This window comes from Undibacterium sp. TC4M20W (assembly GCF_049340245.1).
Taxonomy (GTDB): Bacteria; Pseudomonadota; Gammaproteobacteria; order Burkholderiales; family Burkholderiaceae_D; genus Undibacterium.
The window spans coordinates 160,838-177,046 of record NZ_JBMPPI010000007.1; the positions used below are offsets into that span (position 1 = coordinate 160,838).

At 47.4% G+C, this 16,209-nt stretch carries 16 protein-coding genes; all 16 read left to right on the top strand.

From position 1 onward, the window contains the following. Positions 1–225: 225 nt before the first annotated feature. The 16 genes from flhD to ACO0LL_RS11930 all read left to right on the top strand — a co-directional run bounded on the left by flhD (position 226) and on the right by ACO0LL_RS11930 (position 16,101). The gene (flhD, locus tag ACO0LL_RS11855) at positions 226–543 is read left to right on the top strand and encodes a flagellar transcriptional regulator FlhD (RefSeq protein ID WP_110254236.1); all 318 of its coding nucleotides are present in this window, start codon (positions 226–228) and stop codon (positions 541–543) included. A 38-nt stretch (positions 544–581) separates the two neighbouring features. Then, entirely contained in the window at positions 582–1,136 is a 555-nt protein-coding gene (flhC, locus tag ACO0LL_RS11860) for a flagellar transcriptional regulator FlhC (protein WP_422951070.1), read from the top strand. A gap of 238 nt (positions 1,137–1,374) precedes the next feature. Continuing rightward, positions 1,375–1,968 (top strand): class I SAM-dependent methyltransferase, encoded by a 594-nt coding sequence (locus ACO0LL_RS11865; RefSeq protein WP_422951071.1) that lies wholly within the window; start codon positions 1,375–1,377, stop codon positions 1,966–1,968. 118 nt (positions 1,969–2,086) lie between these two features. Continuing rightward, a complete protein-coding gene (gene motA, locus ACO0LL_RS11870; protein ID WP_422951072.1) occupies positions 2,087–2,947 on the top strand; it encodes a flagellar motor stator protein MotA in 861 nt (286 codons plus the stop codon). Positions 2,948–2,964: 17 nt separating this feature from the next. Beyond that, positions 2,965–3,888, top strand: coding sequence for a flagellar motor protein MotB (gene motB, locus ACO0LL_RS11875; protein ID WP_162059160.1), 924 nt, complete (start codon positions 2,965–2,967; stop codon positions 3,886–3,888). A 65-nt stretch (positions 3,889–3,953) separates the two neighbouring features. Continuing rightward, positions 3,954–4,502 carry a chemotaxis protein gene (locus ACO0LL_RS11880; RefSeq protein WP_422951073.1) on the top strand — a complete coding sequence of 183 codons (549 nt, stop codon included), beginning with the start codon at positions 3,954–3,956 and terminating at the stop codon, positions 4,500–4,502. 51 nt (positions 4,503–4,553) lie between these two features. Continuing rightward, positions 4,554–4,919, top strand: coding sequence for a response regulator (locus ACO0LL_RS11885; protein WP_110253733.1), 366 nt, complete (start codon positions 4,554–4,556; stop codon positions 4,917–4,919). A 50-nt stretch (positions 4,920–4,969) separates the two neighbouring features. Continuing rightward, positions 4,970–7,003, top strand: a complete 2,034-nt coding sequence (gene cheA / locus ACO0LL_RS11890) for a chemotaxis protein CheA (protein ID WP_422951074.1) — start codon at positions 4,970–4,972, stop codon at positions 7,001–7,003. 35 nt (positions 7,004–7,038) lie between these two features. Continuing rightward, positions 7,039–7,545 (top strand): chemotaxis protein CheW, encoded by a 507-nt coding sequence (locus ACO0LL_RS11895; RefSeq protein WP_422951075.1) that lies wholly within the window; start codon positions 7,039–7,041, stop codon positions 7,543–7,545. Positions 7,546–7,622: 77 nt separating this feature from the next. Continuing rightward, positions 7,623–9,371, top strand: a complete 1,749-nt coding sequence (locus tag ACO0LL_RS11900) for a methyl-accepting chemotaxis protein (protein WP_422951076.1) — start codon at positions 7,623–7,625, stop codon at positions 9,369–9,371. Between the two features lie 233 nt (positions 9,372–9,604). Continuing rightward, positions 9,605–10,504, top strand: a complete 900-nt coding sequence (locus tag ACO0LL_RS11905) for a CheR family methyltransferase (RefSeq protein WP_422951077.1) — start codon at positions 9,605–9,607, stop codon at positions 10,502–10,504. After that, entirely contained in the window at positions 10,501–11,109 is a 609-nt protein-coding gene (cheD, locus tag ACO0LL_RS11910) for a chemoreceptor glutamine deamidase CheD (protein WP_422951078.1), read from the top strand. The genes ACO0LL_RS11905 and cheD overlap by 4 nt, the downstream gene beginning before the upstream one ends. A gap of 53 nt (positions 11,110–11,162) precedes the next feature. Further along, positions 11,163–12,239, top strand: a complete 1,077-nt coding sequence (locus ACO0LL_RS11915) for a protein-glutamate methylesterase/protein-glutamine glutaminase (protein ID WP_422951079.1) — start codon at positions 11,163–11,165, stop codon at positions 12,237–12,239. Positions 12,240–12,342: 103 nt separating this feature from the next. Next, positions 12,343–12,732: a chemotaxis response regulator CheY gene (gene cheY, locus ACO0LL_RS11920; protein ID WP_110253727.1), complete on the top strand. Its 390-nt coding sequence runs from the start codon at positions 12,343–12,345 to the stop codon at positions 12,730–12,732. A 325-nt stretch (positions 12,733–13,057) separates the two neighbouring features. Continuing rightward, positions 13,058–14,275 (top strand): EAL and HDOD domain-containing protein, encoded by a 1,218-nt coding sequence (locus tag ACO0LL_RS11925; protein WP_422951080.1) that lies wholly within the window; start codon positions 13,058–13,060, stop codon positions 14,273–14,275. 140 nt (positions 14,276–14,415) lie between these two features. Continuing rightward, positions 14,416–16,101 (top strand): glycosyltransferase family 39 protein, encoded by a 1,686-nt coding sequence (locus ACO0LL_RS11930; RefSeq protein ID WP_422951081.1) that lies wholly within the window; start codon positions 14,416–14,418, stop codon positions 16,099–16,101. Positions 16,102–16,209 lie beyond the last annotated feature (108 nt).

The window sequence follows — 16,209 nt, forward strand, 5'->3', positions numbered from 1 at the left end:
TTGGCTGATTTTGCTGATCCGAAAAAATAAAAATCTGTTTTCTACGAAATTCCATTTTGTAGATGTCTAAATGTGCCTGTAGGATATTTTCCTACGGCATGTCTTCGTTTTATTCTTGGTTTAAATACGGAATCGCGCTTATACAGCCGCTTTTGACCAACCTGCACAATGTATCTCACTGGCAACGCAAACATGCCGCTGATAACAAAACTGGAGGGTGGGAAAATGACGCAGAACGATATGATGGCCGAGATTCGGGATGCCAATTTGAGTTATTTGATGTTGGCACAACAAATGATTCGCGCTGATAAAGCGACCGCTATTTTCCGTTTGGGTATAGGCAAAGAAATTGCGGACCTGATAGAAGGTTTGAATAATGCCCAGATCTTGAAGCTGGCTGGTTCCAATATGATGTTGGCGCGTTTCCGTTTCGAAGACAGCTCGATTTTGTGTATGTTGACAAATTACAACAAGGAGCGTGCGCTTGCGCATTCCCATGCTGCGATTTTGATGGCTGGTCAGCCAGTTGAAGAAATCCATTAATTTGTCGGACATTGAATCAAAGCGGACGGAGAAATATCATGGCAAGCAAAAGCGTAGTAAACGAGGCTCACGAAATTCAACTGGCAATTGAATTGGTCAATCTGGGTGCCAGATTGCAGTTGCTGGAATCCGAGACTTCCTTGTCGCGTGAGCGTCTGCTGAAGATATACAAGGAGTTGAAGGGTGTATCTCCTCCAAAAGGCATGCTGCCTTTTTCTGCCGACTGGTTTATTACCTGGCAGCCAAATATCCATTCTTCCCTGTTCATGAATATCCATAAATATCTGCGTGAGCATGCCGGTGTGGATGGTATTGATGCAGTCATCAAGGCGTATCGCCTGTATCTGGAGCAAGTACCTGTTCCTGCAGGTGAGGAGCCTGTTCTGTCTCTGACGCGCGCCTGGACGCTGGTGCGCTTCTTTGAAGGCAAAATGCTCAGTTTTGCAAAATGTTGCAAATGCAGCGGGCATTTTGTTGCGCATAGCCTGGATTTGCATGATGATTATGCTTGTGGTTTATGCCACGTCCCGTCACGGGCAGGTAAAACAAAAAAAGCAAAAGATGCGGAGGCCGCGCTGGAAATGGTGGCATAAAGTGGCATAAAATTCAGGAGGAGCCTTGGAGGTAGCATCATCTAAAACCCGCAAAGGCAAACTCCTACCGGATGACGGAGTGTTTTCTTCGCCTGTCATCCTTGCAGTGCTTATCCAGTTATTTGCTCTGCTTCTGTCTTATCTGCTATATGCCACCGACCGGTGGCAATTCGGTAGCAAACCTTCTCCCTTCTTACTGCTTTTCATTCACGCAAGCCTTGCTTCTGCGTGCAGTTACTTGCTGCGTATGAACTGGTGGTGGTGGTTGATACAATTCATCTTTCCCTTTGCAGTTGTCGCTTCGCTGGTCTTTCAGCTGCACCCGGGTGTCAGTCTGGGTATTTTTGTGGTGATGGTATTGTTGTTTTGGTCAACTTACCGCACTCAAGTTCCATATTTTCCTTCCAAATCCAGTTTGTTGCCGTGTATTCTTGAGCAACTACCTGTGCATGATGATTTGTCTTTTATTGATATTGGCAGCGGTTTTGGTGGTGTCTCGGTCAGTCTTGCCAAGTTACGACCCCAGCAGTCTTTTTTTGGGGTAGAAGTCGCGCCTTTCCCCTGGCTGGTCAGCTGGTTAAGGGCTAAATGGGCGGGACCTAAGGTTCATTTCTATTTAAAAGATTATTTGCAACTGGATTTCGCTGAATTCGATGTGGTCTTTGCTTACCTGTCGCCTGCGGCCATGCCAGACTTGTGGGAAAAGGTCAGTGCTGAGATGCGGCTGGGTACGCAATTCATGAGTTATGAATTCAAAGTGCCAGGTGTTGAGGCGGATTTAACTATAAAAAGCAATGCGAATGACCCCGTTCTGTATGTCTGGCGCATATAATGCATATAGTGAAATGTATTCCTGAAGCAATATTTAACCTTCCATTTGTGGTGAATGCTTCCGGACTGAGGTAGTGTAGTCGATATTATAAAAAATTCCCTCTAAGGAGTAAAAGCTCGTGTTAGTTATCGTCGGCTATCTCGTCGTGTTGGGCTCAGTGTTTGGTGGCTTTGTCATGTCCGGTGGACATTTGGCCGTGTTGTTCCAACCCCTGGAATTATTGATGATAGGTGGCGCCGCACTTGGCGCTTCTCTGGTTGGTAATAATGCGAAAACCCTGAAGGCTACCGTCAAGGCCTTGCCCAGCGTCTTGAAAGGTTCCAAATATACAAAAGCCTTGTATATGGAATTGATGACCATGCTGTTTGACGTCCTGACCAAGGTACGCAAAGAAGGTCTGATGTCTATCGAGGGTGATATTGAAAAGCCCGAAGACAGCCCCTTGTTCAGCAAATATCCTTCTATTGTTCATGACCACCATATGATGGAATTCATAGGGGATTACCTGCGCCTGATGGTTTCAGGGAATATGGACGCCTTCCAGATTGAAAACCTGATGGACAATGAATTGGAAACGCATCATCACGAAGGTGCGGTTCCTGCCCACTTCATTGCCAAGCTCGGTGATGGCTTGCCAGCCTTCGGTATCGTGGCTGCGGTGATGGGGGTGGTGCATACGATGGAGTCTGTGGGTATCCCGCCATCAGAACTCGGTATCCTGATTGCACATGCCCTGGTGGGTACTTTCCTGGGTATTTTGCTGGCTTATGGTTTTGTTGGTCCGCTGGCTGGTTTGATGGAGCAGCAACTGGATGAATCATCCAAGACCTTCCAGTGCATCAAGGTGACTTTGCTGGCCAGCCTGAATGGTTATGCGCCGGCATTGGCTGTAGAGTTTGGCCGCAAGGTGTTGTATTCCACTGAAAGACCGACGTTCAGCGAGCTGGAAGAACATATTAAGCAATCGAAATCTAAATAATAAAAACTGGATTGATGATGGCAAGCGAAGAACTACGACCAATTATTGTAAAGCGCATCAAGAAGGTAGCCGGCGGCCATCATGGTGGCGCCTGGAAAATTGCCTACGCCGACTTTGTGACGGCGATGATGGCGTTTTTCCTGTTAATGTGGTTGCTGGGCTCTACTGCCAAAGGTAATTTGAATGGTATCGCTGAGTATTTTCAAACTCCTTTAAAAGTGGCAATGGCGGGTGGCGATGGTAGTGGTGACAGTTCCAGCGTGATCAAAGGTGGCGGCAAGGATTTGAGTGCGCGTGAAGGGCAAAGCCGTAAAGGTGAGATTGACACGCAAAAGAAAACTTATAACCTGCAGGCTGCCGAGGCTGCTCTGGCAAAGGTTGAGGCTGAGCGCTTAAAGGGCCTGAAGTCCAAGATTGAAGCGGCCATAGAATCCAACCCTACACTGAAGCAATACAAGAAGCAGCTTTTACTTGATATCACCACAGACGGTTTGCGCATACAGATGGTGGATGAACAAAATCGCCCCATGTTTGCCTCAGCCAAGGCGGATCTGCAACCCTATACGAGGGAAATCCTGCATGAAATAGGCAAGGCACTTAATGATGTACCTAATCGCATCAGCCTTTCTGGTCATACTGATTCTGCGCCTTATGGTAGTGGTGAACGCGGTTATAGCAATTGGGAATTGTCTGCCGACCGTGCCAACGCCTCCAGGCGGGAGTTGATTTATGGTGGCATGGATGAGACCAAGGTGTTGAGGGTCGTCGGATTGTCGTCCTCTGTTTTGTTCGACAAGGCAGACCCTCTGAATCCGATTAACCGCAGAATTAGCATCATCGTCATGAATAAAAAAGCAGAAGAATCTGCTTCGCAGGACGGCGGCTCTATTGAGGTTGCAAATCAGTCTGACTCAAGCGCTGAAATTTCAGTCAAACCTTGATATACGCAAGCTACAAATAAGACTGCAGCATCATTAAGTCAATATGCATAGATAGGATGCTTAAGATGTCCAAAAAGAAACTGTTGGGTTCTCAGGTTAAGCAACTTTTATCAGGTGTGTCTGATCATGGAAATGCACATTTGCTGGAGGTTGAGACTGACCTTGCGCAAACAACGATACTCTTGGGTGAAGCGATAGAAAAGCTGGGTGTCAGCTTCATGGCGCTGCATGCAGCAATATCAAGCGAACAGGAAGAAATCAATCTGATCATCAGTTCTGGCAGTGTTGCAGATGACAGTGTGTTACGGCTCAAGGCAATTCAGGGAGATATCGCAACACATATCAGTTCGGCTGTGACCAGTTTGCAATTCCAGGATTTGACCAGCCAGTTGATCTCGCGCACATTACAGCGTTGCGAAGGTTTGCGTGAAGTATTGGGCACCCTGGGCGTGGTGGGTAATGATATAGAGCATGACGGTGAAACGGACGAGTTGACAGCCTTGTTGCGCGAGACCACCGTGCGCCTGGAAAAACAAAGCGCCGACCTGAAGAATTTGTTACGTAAAGCAGTGCATCAAAAGCATATGGATAGCGGTGACATAGAGTTATTTTAAATCAAGTGGCAGCAAGCTTAAGCTGCCTACAATTCGTATAACGGAGTAAATATGGCCAAGACAATTTTAGCTGTGGATGATTCTGGCTCTCTGAGGCAGATGGTCGCTTTCAGTTTAAAAGCAGCCGGATATCAGGTAATAGAGGCAGTAGATGGCCAGGATGGTCTGGAAAAAGCGCGTAACCAGGTGGTTGATCTGGTGCTGACTGATCAAAACATGCCACGCATGGATGGCCTGACCCTGATCAAATCCCTGCGCGGTTTGCCATCTTATGCGCGTGTACCTATCCTGATGCTGACAACAGAATCAAGTGATGACATGAAGGCGAAGGGGCGTGCGGCCGGTGCGAATGGCTGGCTGGTGAAGCCCTTTGATCCACAAAAGTTGACTGAAGTAGTTAAAAAAGTGATTGGCTGAATTATTGGCCCGGTGTCTGGGCAAACAAATGAAAATCACGGAGTTTAATAATGACGATTGACATGAGTCAGTTTTTCCAAGTGTTTTTCGACGAGGCGGAAGAGCTTCTTGCCGAGAAGGAAAAATTGTTACTTGGCGTCGATATCTCTTCGCCTGATCCTGAGGATTTGAATGCCATATTCAGGGCAGCTCATTCCATCAAGGGCGGTGCTTCGACCTTTGGCCTGACAGATATGACGGAAGTGACGCATATACTGGAGTCACTGCTCGATAAAATACGCAAGGGAGAAATGGCGTTGACAGGGGAGCATGTCGATGCTTTTCTGATTGCCAAAGATATTTTAAAGATGCAGCTTGATGGGCACAGGCTGGGCACGCCTGTCGATCAGGATGCGGTCGCAGATGTCAGGATGTTATTGCAGTCCTTATCGCAGGATGCGGTGCCGGTGGCCGCGCCCACCGCGAGTTTTATCAGCCATCATTCAGAAATCGACCATGCAGATGTCGTGTTCAATACGGCATACAAAATTGAAATGCCTGACGTGTCAGAGGCAGATGCTGCAGCCATCATGTCTGAACTCGGCCTTTTAGGGGCGATTTCACGGCTCGATAATAATGGCAAGAATGTGGTTCTTGCATTGCGCACCAATGAGAGCAAGGATGACATCATATCTATCTGCTCTTTCATTCTCAATCCCGATACACTGAAAATCACCGAAGAACAGATAGCGAATCTGCCTGCCAGTAAAGCTGCCCCAACTGACGATGACTTGGGCTATGGCTTTTTTGAACCGTTGGAATCAATGTTCCCGCCAGAAGAAGGCAAGTCTGATGCCGTTGTCGAAAAAACGCCAGAGATAGTGCAACCCGAGAAGCAGGCACCACAAGCTGAGAAAAAAGTGGAAAAACCTGCTGCTTCTCAAGAGTCTTCCACCATCAGGGTAGGCATAGAAAAAGTTGATCAACTGATCAACCTGATTGGCGAACTGGTGATTACCCAGGCGATGCTGGAGCAACGGACTCAGGACCTTGACCCGATTGCGAATGAGCGTTTGCTGAGTAGTGTCGCCCATCTGACAAGAAATACCCGCGACCTGCAAGAGGCAGTGATGTCCATACGCATGATGCCTATGGATTATGTTTTTTCGCGTTTCCCGCGCATGGTCAGGGACTTGGCCAGTAAACTCGGCAAGAAGGTTGAATTCGTTACTTATGGTGCTTCCACCGAGCTTGATAAGGGTTTGATCGAACGCATTGTCGATCCCTTAACGCACCTGGTCAGAAATAGTATTGATCATGGTATAGAGATGCCTGCTGCAAGGGCCCTGACTGGTAAAAGCGAGACCGGTAAATTGTCTCTGTCCGCAGTACATCAGGGCGGCAATATCGTCATCGAAGTCAGTGATGACGGTGGTGGCCTGCACAGGGAAAAAATTCTTGCCAAGGCCAGGCAAAATGGTCTGGCGGTTTCTGATTCCATGAGCGATAGTGAAGTCTGGTTGCTGATTTTTGCACCGGGCTTTTCCACTGCTGAGACGGTGACAGATGTTTCTGGCCGTGGTGTGGGTATGGATGTAGTCAAGCGTAATATTGCGGCCATGGGTGGTGTGGTCGATATACGCTCCGCCATGGGTTATGGTACGACGATTACGATCTCCTTGCCATTGACGCTGGCGATACTTGACGGCATGTCGATTAAATTCGGCAATGAAATTTATATTTTGCCGCTGGGCTTTGTCATGGAGTCGCTGCAACCAGCCAAGGCAGATATCAAAGAAATCAGTGGCAAGGGCAGGGTAGTAAAAGTGCGTGATGAATATCTGCCGTTGGTACCTTTATACGAGTACTTTGATATTGAACCAAAGTACACCGACCCTTCTGATGGCATCGTTGTCATCGTTGAAGTAGATGGCAAAAAAGCCGCCTTGTTTGTTGATGATCTGGTAGGACAGCAGCAGGTTGTAGTAAAAAATATAGAATCAAATTACAAGAAGGTCCCGGGGATCTCTGGCGCAACTATCCTGGGTGATGGTGGCGTTGCACTTATTTTGGATGTCGCAGCTGTTTTGCGTACTGCGCGATGAAGATTGAATCAGAAATTTAAGACGAGGAAAAAGAAATGACGCAAATTTCACATGGTGGTGATGCTTCCAATGACGGAGCCAAATCTGATATTGCCGGGCATGAATTCCTTGCTTTTACTTTGGGTAATGAAGAATATGGTATCGACATTCTCAAGGTGCAGGAAATACGTGGTTATGAGGCCGTGACAAGAATTGCTAATGCCCCTGATTTTTTGAAGGGCGTTATCAACTTGCGCGGCATTATTGTGCCTGTGGTCGATATGCGTATCAAATTCAATTTGGGGACGCCTACTTATGACCAGTTCACGGTAGTCATCATTCTCAATATAGAAGGGCGTATAGTCGGCATGGTGGTCGATAGCGTTTCCGATGTAACGACTTTATTGCCCGAACAAGTCAGACCGGCTCCTGAAATGGGAACGACTTTCAGCACTGATTTCCTGATTGGTCTGGGTACGCTGGATGACCGTATGTTGATACTTGTTGATATAGACAAATTGATGTCGAGTCCAGAAATGGGGCTTGTTGATGCTGCAGCATGATGATCTAGTTTCTCTCTGAGTGGCTACTGATAAAAAATGTAGACATAGAACTGACTAAAAAATAAATAGGAGACGCTATGAATCTGAGAAATTTTAAAATTGGTACTCGTTTGGGTGTTGGCTTTGGACTTATTTTGGTGGGTCTGATCGCCGTGATCTTGTTCGTCAATGCTTTGAGCGGCAACAACCGCAAGGCCATGATAGAAGGCTTGAACATGGCGGCACAAAAGCAAGTTTTGGCCAATAACATGAAGAGCGCCTTGTTTGAAGGCGGCATTGCGATGCGCAATATCGGCATACAGTCCGATGTTGGTGAAATGCAAAAAGAAGAAACCAAGGTCAAGACCCAAAGGAAAAAGTATGAAGAGGCAAAAGAAAAAATTGCTTCCCTTGGCTTGAATGAGGAAGAAAAGAAAATTCTTGGTGACATCGCCAAAGTAGATAAGGAAATCGAAAAGCCATTAAAGGATGCGGTAGGTCAGGCGCTGGCTTTTAATGCAGAAGGTGCTGCAAAAATCATTGCTACGGTGATAGACCCATTGAGTTCAAAATCCATCGTGGAAATGAACAAATTGGTTGATTTGCAGGATGTCGCCTCAAAACAGGTATTTGAAAATTTCGCAGTGGCAGGTGCAAAACTGACATTCTGGCTGTACCTCATACTCACGTCAGCCGTGATAGTTGGTGCCCTGTTTGCCTGGACCATCACCCGCAGCATCACCCAGCCTTTGCAAGAAGCTCTGAGTCTCGCTGAAACAGTGGCAGAAGGTGATTTGCGCAGCCAGGTAAGCGTATCCGGCCATGATGAAGTGACGTCGCTGTTTCAGGCTCTGAAAAACATGAATGACAATCTGGCCTCAACAGTCGGACAGGTCAGGACGGGTACAGAAACAATTACCGTGGCTTCGCAAGAAATAGCCTCAGGTAATGCCGACCTCTCAAGCCGTACAGAATCACAGGCCAGCTCACTGGAAGAAACCGCCAGTTCCATGGAAGAACTGACCAGCACGGTCAGGCAAAATGCCGACAATGCCCGTCAGGCCAATCAGCTTGTGGTTTCTGCTTCCAGCGTTGCGGTCAAAGGTGGTGAAGTCGTAGGGCAAGTGGTCAATACCATGGGCTCGATCAAAGAGAGTTCCCGCAAGATCGTCGATATCATTGGTGTCATTGATGGCATCGCCTTCCAGACCAATATCCTGGCCTTGAATGCAGCGGTAGAAGCTGCCAGGGCAGGTGAGCAGGGGCGTGGTTTTGCCGTGGTTGCAGCAGAAGTGCGTAACCTTGCACAACGCAGTGCCAGTGCAGCGAAAGAAATCAAATCCCTCATCAGCGACTCAGTCGATAAAGTTGATCAAGGTAGTAAGCTCGTTGATGAGGCAGGCAAGACTATGGATGAGATTGTCACCAGCGTCCAGCATGTGGCAGACATCATGAGCGAGATCACAGCGGCCAGCCAGGAACAAAGTTCAGGGATAGAACAGGTAAACCTGGCGATTACGCAAATGGATGAAATGACGCAGCAGAATGCAGCTCTGGTTGAGCAGGCAGCAGCAGCGGCAGAGAGTATGGAGGAGCAGGCCGTAGCATTGGCGCAAGCGGTCAGCGTATTCAAACTCAATGGAAATGCTGCCCAAATAAGTCAGCAAGCCAAACCGGTAGTCAGCAAGGTGGCAAGCAATGTTAATAAGCCTGTCGCAAATGCGCGGCCTCAAGTGAAGGCTTTGCCAAGGGCGGCGAGCCCTGCGTCAGGCAATGCGGGTGCGCGCGCCAGCAAGCCAGTTGCTGCGCCAGGCAAACCTGCTGAAGACGACTGGGAAGAATTTTGAAGCTACGGATGTAGAAGGTGTTTATGTCTGGATACTTGCGAGTGTCCAGCTTAAAACACTAGTCATATCAAAATGTCACAGTACCGTAGTAAAGACGTTTGTAATTTAACTTAATTAACAGTAAATATCTTTCAGTCTGGCAAAATGTCTTTGTAATCTTGATTATCTGGATTTTTATTTGAAATCAGCTTTCGTCTCTGAAACAAGACGGGGAAAGTTTGGGAAAGCATTGAATGACGAAATCCATCGATAAAGCCAGATCAGACACTTCAAAGGAGTTTGCATTTAACTCCAGGGATTTTGACCGTGTCAGAGATCTGATTTACAAACGAGCTGGCATTTCCTTGGCAGATAGCAAACAGGAAATGGTATATAGCCGGCTTGCACGTCGTTTGCGGGCGACTGGTATCAGCTCGTTTTCTGAATATCTTGATGGCCTTGAAAGCAATCAGATTGAGTCTGAATGGGAGGCATTTACCAATGCCCTGACGACTAATCTGACTTCCTTCTTCAGGGAAGAGCATCACTTCCCCATACTCGCTGAACACATTGCCAGGAAACATGAGCCGGTCAATATCTGGTGTTCTGCCAGCTCTACCGGCGAAGAACCTTATTCTATAGCCATTACGCTTTGCGAAGCATTCGGAACTCTGCGCCCGCCCGCGCACATTATTGCCACGGATATAGACACCAATGTGCTGGAGACAGCATCCCGTGGTGTATATAACCTTGATCGTATAGAAAAATTATCTGCGGAGAGAACACGAAAATTCTTCTTGAAAGGCAAGGGTGCACAGGAAGGCCTGGTCAGAGTGAGGCCAGAATTACGGGACCTGGTTACATTCAAGCAGTTGAATTTATTGGAAGATGGCTGGCCTCTCAGTGGCGAATTCGATGCAATTTTTTGCCGGAATGTCATGATTTATTTTGACAAACCTACACAAGGTAAAATCTTGAAGAAATTTGTTCCCTTGATGAAGTCAGACGGTCTGTTGTTTGCCGGTCATTCAGAAAATTTCCTGTATGTCTCAGATGATTTCAAGCTGAGAGGGAAAACAGTCTATGAGCTGGGTAAATCCCAGACGGCAGGCAACAAAGCGACATTGCGCAATTTGCAAAAGGGTAATCCATGAGCCAGCTAAGTGAAGAGCATTTTGCAACGAATGTCTATTACGACAGAACTTTCGATTGTGATGCCGCCAAAATACTGCCAGGTGAATTTTATTTTACCAACAAGGACATGCTGATTGTTACGGTGCTGGGTTCCTGTGTTTCTGCGTGCATTCGTGACCGCGTTTCCGGTGTCGGTGGCATGAATCATTTCATGTTGCCAGATAGCGGCGGGGACGCAGATAATCCAGTGTCGGCCTCCATGCGCTATGGCACCTATGCGATGGAAGTGTTGATCAATGAACTGTTAAAGGCAGGAGCCAAACGCGAAAACATGGAAGCCAAGGTGTTTGGCGGCGGCAATGTCTTGCGCGGCTTTACTGCCATCAATGTGGGCGAGCGTAACGCCAGATTTGTACTCGATTATTTGCGGGCTGAAAGAATGCGTGTCATTGCTGAAGATCTCAATGATATTTACCCGCGCAAAGTCTATTTTTTCCCCAGAACCGGTAAGGTGCTGGTCAAGAAACTCAAAGTGGAACATAACGATACCCTGAGAAGGCGCGAGCAGGATTATGCCAGCAGGCTCAAGACGACTTCAGTTGGTGGTGAAGTCGATTTGTTCTAGTTATTTTGTATGTGTGATGTCGGTGGCTGAGACTGAACGCGGAGTGTTTGCGAATGAAGATTAAAGTATTAATTGTCGATGATTCTGCGCTGATCCGTAGCGTCATGAGTGAGATCATCAGCAGCCAGCCCGATATGGAGGTGGTTGGTGTTGCCCCTGATCCTCTGGTCGCACGTGAGCTGATCAAGCAGACCAATCCGGATGTGCTGACGCTGGATGTGGAAATGCCAAAGATGGATGGCCTGGATTTTCTTGAGCGCCTGATGCGCTTGCGTCCTATGCCTGTCATCATGGTGTCGTCACTGACTGAGCGGGGCTCTGAAATTACCATGCGTGCACTGGAGTTGGGGGCGGTTGATTTCGTCACCAAACCCAAGCTGTCGATACAAAGTGGCATGCTTGAATACACTGAACTGATTACGGACAAGATCCGGATCGCCTCCAAAGCCAGAATCAGGCCAAGAACTGCGCCCGTAGTGACTCCCGGTCAGGCGCATGTTGGTGTATTGCCACAAGTTCGCAATCCTCTGACCAGTAGTGAAAAACTGATTATTATTGGCGCATCCACTGGTGGTACCGAGGCAATCAAGAATTTCCTGGTACAAATGCCTTCTGATTGCCCTGGCATTTTAATTACACAGCATATGCCAGAAGGATTTACGCGGTCTTTTGCCAAGCGTCTTGATGGCTTGTGCAAGATTTCGGTGTCTGAGGCTGCAGGTGGAGAACGTGTTTTGCCTGGCCATGCCTACATCGCTCCTGGGCATTCGCATCTCTTGCTGGGGCGTAGCGGTGCCAACTACGTGACACAGCTGGATCAGGGGGAGCCGGTTAACCGGCACCGGCCTTCAGTGGATGTCCTGTTCAGGTCTGCTGCCACTTATGCCGGCAAAAATGCTGTTGGCGTGATATTGACTGGTATGGGCAAGGATGGTGCGGCTGGCATGCTGGAAATGAAAAATGCTGGTGCATACAATTTTGCCCAAGATGAAGCAAGTTGTGTAGTATTTGGTATGCCGCGTGAAGCAATTGCAATTGGCGCGACACATGAGGTTGGTCCTTTGAATGAATTGCCCACCAAGGTACTGCATTACCTTGCTACGCATGGCAGCAGAGCCCTCAGGGTGTGACGTTTTGATAGAATTTAATGTGTTACAGCAATTTCACCACCGTTTTATCTCAATTTGTCCGATAATGCTAATAACTGTCCTTAAAGAAATAGTGGAGTAATTCATGGCTGATCAAAATCTCAAATTTTTAGTAGTCGACGATTTTTCTACTATGCGTCGCATAGTACGGAATTTGCTGAAAGAATTGGGATATTCCAATGTCGATGAAGCCGAAGACGGTGCAATGGGGCTGGCAAAGTTGAAGAATGGTGATTTCGATTTCGTCATTTCAGACTGGAATATGCCTAACATGGATGGGCTGACTATGTTGCAGCACATCCGTGCTGATCCAGCTTTGTCAAAAATGCCGGTACTCATGGTCACGGCTGAAGCCAAAAAAGAAAACATCATCGCTGCTGCGCAGGCTGGTGCAAATGGCTATGTAGTAAAACCATTTACTGCAGCCACACTGGATGAAAAACTGACTAAGATTTTCGAGAAACTGGGAAAATAAAATAGCAGGGCAATCAATTTTGCCGGGAGATGGCAAGAGTCAGCACTTTAATCCAGGTGCTAAGCATCAAGTCTCCCGCGCAGATTGCACAAAATCGCAAGGCTTTGCAGCTATGCCTGATTAGGTGTTACATCAAGTAGCAAATAATGCCGAGCATATATCTTCAGTTTTGTGCTGCGAGATATTATAGTGTTGCCTGTCAGCACTTCAATCAATACGCAAAGGGTTGCCTGGTAGTTATAAAGCGGAGTCAGTTTCGTTGAATTGCCGGTAACTTGGGTTCTGAATTTTTCAATCATATTAATCCAACATAAATAATACTAAGATGATAGAAGAAAGTTTCATCGTAAGAGAGCCCTTACTCGATCCTAAACAAAGAGTCATCGGTTTTCAGATTTCCTGGCAGCAGCCAGATCAGAATGCAGAAGCAAGCACGGAAAGCCTGAGTGCCTTGCTTGAATTCGTCGCAGTGCAATTGCATGATGACGACAAGGGATTTTTGCTCGGTGACAGCCTGTTGTTTCTCGAAGCAGTGCCTGAGTTATTGCATGCAGAAGGCCTGAAGCAACTTCCGGCTAAGAACACTGTACTCATACTCCATAAAAAATACTTCGCTGACCCTGATACGCTCGCTGCGGTGACGGAGTTGCGTCAACTAGGTTATGGTATTTGCCTGCGTGGTGCTGAGGTAACGACGCTGGAGCGCTCTTATTTTGCGCAAATTACCCACCTTGAAGTCAAATTGAATGCGGCTAATTTTGCCTCGCAAGCAAAGGTGTATGCGACACTGAAGCAATCAACGGTGCGCATGGTTGCCCGCAATGTCAATGCCTGGCAAGATTTTGATGCCTGTTCAGCCCTGGGGCTTGACAGCTTTGTCGGTAAATTACACCTGACACCGAGGCCAAGTACTGCTCCCAAGACTTTAAATACCTCGCAAACGACTATTTTGCAGTTGATGGAAATGGTCAGAAAAAATGCCGACATCCAGCAGCTTGAAGCGGTTGTCAAACGCGATGCAACACTGGCCTATAAGCTTTTGCGTTACATAAACTCGGCTGGCTTTGGTTTGCGTACTGAAGTGCAGTCCTTGAAGCATGCAGTGCAGATGCTGGGTTATAGTCCTTTGTACCGCTGGCTGACGCTGTTGCTGGCAACAGCGAGCACTAGTGGCTATTCTCCGGTCTTGCTGGAGACTGCCATCGTCCGTGGTCGCCTGGCTGAAATTCTGGGTCAGAGCAAAATGTCCAAGAGCGAGGCCGAAAACCTATTTGTGGCAGGCATGTTCTCTTTGCTGGACAGGTTGTTGGGTATTCCCATGGAAGAGGTGCTGTCTTCAATACAGTTGCCTGAAGTGGTCACTGAGGCCCTGATATCCCGTGGTGGTACTTATGGACCTTTTCTGGCACTGGCTGAGGCGTGTGAGTTGAACAGCATGCTGGTTGGCTCTCTGGCAGAGTCACTGAAGATCACTCCACCAGATTTAAATGCTGCGCATATGGCAGCGCTAGTCTGGGCAAAAAATGTTGCTTCTGTAGCCTGATCAGGTTTTACGTTAATCAAAAAGACAAGCAGCTTTGCTTGTCTTTTTTTTGCTTTATTTGGCAAGAGTAGATAAAGTTCGCTACTTGAAAATTAAATTGAGACAAGTCCCATTCTCGTGGGAAATAAATCGTTCCATCTATGAGTGTTGTGCAAGCCAAAAATGAAGTGTCTCCAACCACCATACCCGCCTGGCTGGTCTGGTTACTTACTATTTTCTTTTTGGCTTATGGTCTTGGTTGCTACCCCATATTAGACAACAACGAGGGCCTGTACGCAGAAATTCCCAGGGAGATGCTGGCCTCTGGTGACTGGCATCATTGGATCATTCCACACCTGAATGGTCTGGCCTATATGGAAAAACCGCCTCTGCTGTACTGGTTGACGGCGATTTCTTTTGCTGTGTTTGGCGAAAATGAATGGGCAGCCCGGCTGGTGCCAGCGATGTCGGCACTGTCTTGCGTGGCTTTGATTTTGTGGTTTGGCCGGCAGATAGCACGGGTTGCTGCCTCGCGTCTGGCTGCCTTGATGTTCATCAGTGGTCTGGGTGTCATGGCGATGTCGCGCACCCTGATGTTTGACATGCTGCTGACTGTATTCTTGACAGGTGCGCTGATGTTTGGCTATCTGTACAGTGTCTCAGGTGAAAAAAAGAAACTCAACTGGTGTTTGGGTTTATTGGCATTTGCCTTGCTGGCAAAGGGCTTTGTTGCCATTATTTTGTTTGGTGCGGTGAGCTTTATTTACACCATACTGTTTTCCAGTTCGCTAAGAGACTTTCAAAAAAGAATCATCGCCTGGTTTGATCCAAAAGCGATAGGGATTTTCTTATTGATAGCCTTGCCCTGGCATATCGCCGCCATATGGGCCGAGCCCATATTTGCCTGGTTTTATTTCATCAATGAACATGTGCTGCGTTTTTTGGGTAAGCGCGAGCCACATGATTACTACGCCGGTGCCTGGTGGTATTACTTGCCAAGGATGGTGCTCTATCTTTTTCCGTGGTCCTTCTTTTTGCCTGTGCTCTTATTCGTCAAGGCAAGGCAGCAAACACCCAGAACACTGCATTTTTTCTTGGCTTGCGCCTGGATCATGCCAGTCCTGTTTTTCTCTTTATCCAGTGCCAAGGCGAATTATTATCTTGTCGTTGTGATGCCGCTGGCGGCATTGCAATTGGCGATTGCCCTCGAAGACAGAGGCTTTGGTGCCGCATGGGGCAGGGCACTGGTGGGCATGTTTTTGGCAGCATTGTTTGGCCTTGCTGCCTGGTGGATAGGCAAGCAGGTGAATCATCAGCTGTCTTCTCTGCTGGTCTATGGCATGGATGGCAAGCAATTTTTGCGGGTCTTCATGTTGTCCGCTTGTGTGTTGAGCGCAGGTGTTGCGGTTCTTGTATGGCGCAAGCCAAGCTTTGGACTCTTCCCGTTTATCACTTTGCCGGCATTGATACTGCTGGCGTTTATTGGGCTTTTGCAAGCCGCTGCGCAATGGACTTCTACTCAACCCCTGGTGGCTGAATTGCATGCGTCAGCTGAGAAGCGTGAAGTGTTTTTATTTAAGGTATTTGAACATCAATCTTCCTTACCATTTTATTTAAAGAAACCGGTGCGTGTAGTTGAGAGCCGTAGCAGTGATTTGTTTTGGGGAATTAAACTGCACAAGAACGATATTGTCGTTTCAGACACTGCCTTTGATAAAATTACTAATGAGCAATCAGTCAGCCTGGTTGTGCTGGATGAAGATATGGCAAGTTTTAATGATAAAAGATATGCACATAAATTCAAAAACAGTAAAAAAATTGGCCGCAGCACCCTGTTTATGAATTGAGTTTGGTAGTCAAGGCAATTTCTTCCTGCTGGCGTCTGGAGTCAGGTTGGGCATCAAGGTATAATCACGCTTTCTGATCCAACCAGCATTTGTGCACGGCAGGTTTTG